This is a genomic window from Vibrio sp. R15-SG3-ISO1A (genome assembly GCF_059833955.1).
This window is the reverse complement of sequence record NZ_JCBDGH010000020.1, coordinates 1-3,758: the sequence shown is the minus strand read 5'-3', so window position 1 is coordinate 3,758 and position 3,758 is coordinate 1. Positions and strand designations below refer to the sequence as shown.

At 50.8% G+C, this 3,758-nt stretch carries 5 protein-coding genes; 4 read left to right on the top strand and 1 reads right to left on the bottom strand.

Annotated elements, in window-relative coordinates; genetic code table 11:
- The 3 genes from nadE to AC6R0L_RS02110 form a co-directional block, all read left to right on the top strand.
- A partial coding sequence (nadE, locus tag AC6R0L_RS02120) for an NAD(+) synthase (RefSeq protein WP_500628082.1) occupies positions 1-706 on the top strand: 706 nt, incomplete at its 5' end.
- 23 nt (positions 707-729) lie between these two features.
- On the top strand, positions 730-972 hold the full coding sequence (locus AC6R0L_RS02115; RefSeq protein WP_500628081.1) for a hypothetical protein: 243 nt from the start codon (positions 730-732) through the stop codon (positions 970-972).
- A gap of 191 nt (positions 973-1,163) precedes the next feature.
- Positions 1,164-1,712, top strand: coding sequence for an MSHA operon transcriptional regulator (locus AC6R0L_RS02110; protein ID WP_334553325.1), 549 nt, complete (start codon positions 1,164-1,166; stop codon positions 1,710-1,712).
- A gap of 168 nt (positions 1,713-1,880) precedes the next feature.
- Here AC6R0L_RS02110 and AC6R0L_RS02105 read toward each other — a convergent pair whose 3' ends face one another.
- Complete coding sequence (locus AC6R0L_RS02105; protein WP_500628080.1) at positions 1,881-2,774, bottom strand: DMT family transporter; 894 nt, start codon at positions 2,772-2,774, stop codon at positions 1,881-1,883.
- Between the two features lie 99 nt (positions 2,775-2,873).
- On the opposite strand from AC6R0L_RS02105, the gene AC6R0L_RS02100 reads away from it, so the two are divergent.
- Positions 2,874-3,758 (top strand): aminotransferase-like domain-containing protein (locus AC6R0L_RS02100; RefSeq protein WP_500628079.1); only part of this gene is annotated, 885 nt, incomplete at its 3' end.

Here is a 3,758-nt window from a genome sequence, read left to right as displayed (position 1 = left end):
ACTGGGGATCAGTGGAGGGGTGGACTCCACCACTTGTGGCCGCTTGGCTCAGCTAGCCGTTAACCAACTCAATGAGGAAACCGATGGCGGTTACCAGTTCATTGCCGTCCGCTTGCCTTATGGTGAACAGAAAGACGAAGATGAAGCCCAAATTGCATTGAAATTTATTGAGCCGACACATTCTGTCTCCGTCAATATTAAAGCGGGTGTGGATGGTATTCACGCCGCCACACAAACCGCCCTTGAAGGCACCGACTTGCTACCGACTGACGCAGCAAAATTGGATTTTGTTAAAGGCAACGTGAAAGCGCGCGCGCGCATGGTTGCGCAGTACGAGATCGCAGGCTATGTGGGCGGGCTCGTACTCGGCACCGATCACTCAGCGGAAAACATCACTGGCTTTTACACCAAGTTTGGCGACGGCGCCTGTGACCTTGCACCGCTATTTGGTTTGAGCAAACGTCAAGTTCGTGAAGTGGCCGCTCATCTCGGCGCCCCAGAGCTATTAGTGAAAAAGACGCCAACCGCGGATCTTGAAGAACTGGCACCACAAAAAGCCGATGAAGACGCGTTGAACCTCACCTATGATCAGATCGATGATTTCCTAGAAGGGAAACCGGTATCAGAGGAAGTCTCGCAGCGTCTTGTGCACATCTACACCATCACGCAGCACAAGCGTCAGCCTATCCCGACCATCTACGATTAATCTTATCGATAGATGCAGCGCGTTTGACGCCCCGTCACACGCGCTGCCCCACCACCTATCACCTATCACCTATCACCTATCACCTATCACCTATCACCTATCACCCATCACCCATCACCCATCACCCATCACCCATCACCCATCACCCATCACCCATCACCCATCACCCATCACCCATCACCCATCACCCATCACCCAATTATGCCCTCCCCCTACACAACGTCCAGCTAAGCCGCTTTATTCGCTATTATTGGTCGTATCAATAAAACGACTAGCACCTCGGCACTGTTTTCACTAAAATGCGACCGATCAAACAAATTTCTTTCATTATCGCGTTAATATACCCATTAAGCGCCGCTTAACGTCGCGTTGGCTTGGGTGATAATGAGCGACGTAATAACCAAAAACCATGCATGTTGCAGCCCAGGTGGCTGACTGTAGAAAAGTGTGATTGTTTATGGACCAAGATAAGTTTACCAATATTTATCGCTTACCCACGGCGATTCAAATTCGCATTGGCAAATGGCAGCAGACCTTCAACGGGACATCAGACATTGTGCTTCACCGTGCTATTGAAGCGCGTAATAAACAGTACCGTAAACCTGATTTTTTCCCGGCGGGGTGGTGCGTCAACCTGTTTGATAATCAGGACATCTCCATCACCGAGCATGGTAAATATATTCAAACCGCGATGCGTACCATGATGGACCGTAAGGTGTCGTATAAACGCATTTACCTCTCTCGAGTGCCGCTTGAGCAAGCGACGCCAGCCTTGGTGGCGTTCAAACAAGAGTTCATCGCCAAGCACAATCGTGTGGCGAAAAAATACAATCAAATTAAGAAAAAACAGTTCTTGCGCTTCGCATTAGAAGAGCTAGAGACACTCTACCCCTCAATACCAAAAGAGAAGTTTGACGTAACACTGTGGAACAAATTGGTGGTGTCAGAGCTCGGCCAAGCGAAGAAATTTGATAACCCCTACTTCGTGAAAAAGCACACCGTCTAGACGGCGCTGAGATTACACCGCCTTGACGATATCAGTCTGACGTTAGAGACCGCTATCATCGTAGTCCGTCACGCGTATTTGGCTAAAATCTCTTGATAACGGCTTTGTCCTTGCTCACCCGGCATCGACTTAAGCCGTTCAATGCCGCGCTGCAAATTGGCGATGTTTTTAGACGCGTGCCCACTTTCTAATTCGCGGCACAGTTGGCGCTTTGGTGACCAAGAATACCGCCAAAGCGGCTAAAACAAAGCCCATCACGCCCATCGCATCGAACGATTCACCAAACATCAACCACGCTTGGATGGCGGTGACGGGCGGAACCAGGTAAAACACCGACGCCACACTCGACGCCACGCCATTTTCCACCATATAGAGCAGCAATAGAATCGCAACGCAAGAGAGCACGACCACCAGCCATACCAAGGTCATGATAAAGGCAGGAGACCAAACAATCACATTGGTTTCAAAGGTCAGCGCGACGGGTACAAACAGCACTCCCGCGGCAAAATACTGCACGGTTGCCCCTCCAACCATATCCACGCCTTGGCAAAAACGCTTTTGGTACAGGGTGCCCAATGTAATGCCAAAGAGCGACACCAAACAGACTGCAACCGCTAAGGTTTTGTGTTGCTCGGATTGCCAGTCCATTTTACCCATAAGCACAAGGCTGATACCCGCAAACCCAATCACCAGCCCTAACCACTGCGAGGGTTTAAACGAGTGCTGAGTGAAGACCACCAACAAAAACGCAGTAAGAATGGGTTGCAGACCAACCAACAGAGAGCTCAGACCCGCAGGCATACCAAGATGGATCGCAAAGTACGTACCGCCGAGATAAAAGCCGTGAATGAACAGCCCTACCACGCCACTATGAAGTAACGCTTTACCTCTCGGCAAGCGACGACGAAGTAGCACAATCAACAGCAGGAATAACGCGACGTTGGCGATCATTCGCAGTGACAACAAGGTCGCTGGCTCGGCGTACTGAAGACCAAACCTTGCTCCAACAAACCCCGATGCCCACAGCACCACAAACACAAAAGGGATCAATCGCACCCACATACACATTCTCCTCGCTTTTTATTCTGTTTTAACGTTACTGTAGTGGGTACAGGTTAATTTTAAAGGCACAGATCAGGTTAGTTTTATGGGTACAGAAAGATGGACAGTCGCAGCAAATATCGCCAAGTAGAGCAGCTCATTCGCCAAGGTATCGAGGAGGGTCGATATGCCAGTGATGACAAATTGCCCTCTATTCGCACTTTATGCACCGAGTTAGACGTGGGCAAAAACACCGTCATTCGCGCCTATCAAGAACTCGAGGCGCAAGGCGTGATTTATACGCAGCAGAGATCGGGCTACCGAGTGAGCGCTAAAACGACGCCACCGGCCCCGACTCAAAGGCCCACGCAAGTCGATTTGCTGAGCGCTTGCAAAGAGATTCTCACCTACACCCCAAGCCAAGAACGGCTCGTAACCGGCTCTGCACACCCTTTTATCGACACACCAGCGATCAAAAGCCTGTACGCCGAAATTGGGCGCCACAGCCGACGCCAAGCGCACATCCCTAGCCACTACCAATTACCACCGGGGAACGATTTACTGATCCGGCAGCTGGCGAAAATAAGTCATGATTTGGGGGTAGATGCGCGCGGTGAGTCTTTGTCTGTTACCCATGGCGCCCAACAAGCGATCAGCCTCGCCCTGCGTGCACTGACACAGCCAGGCGACATCGTTGCGGTCGAATCGCCTTGTTACTTTGGCAACCTGCTACTGATGGAATCGCTGGGCCTTAAAGTGGTGGAAGTGCCGAGTTGTCCTCGAGATGGTTTAGATCCGAATACACTTGAGCAAGCACTTGAACGCTGGGATATTAAGGCGATTTTAGTCACTCCCAACTATACCAACCCAACGGGAGCCTGCATGCCACTCGCGGCCCGTATTCGATTACTTGAGGTCTCAGGCGCGGTGCCCATTATTGAAGATGATGTGTTTGGTGCATTGGCCTACGACCAAAGCATCACGCCACTGAAAACACTCGATAAG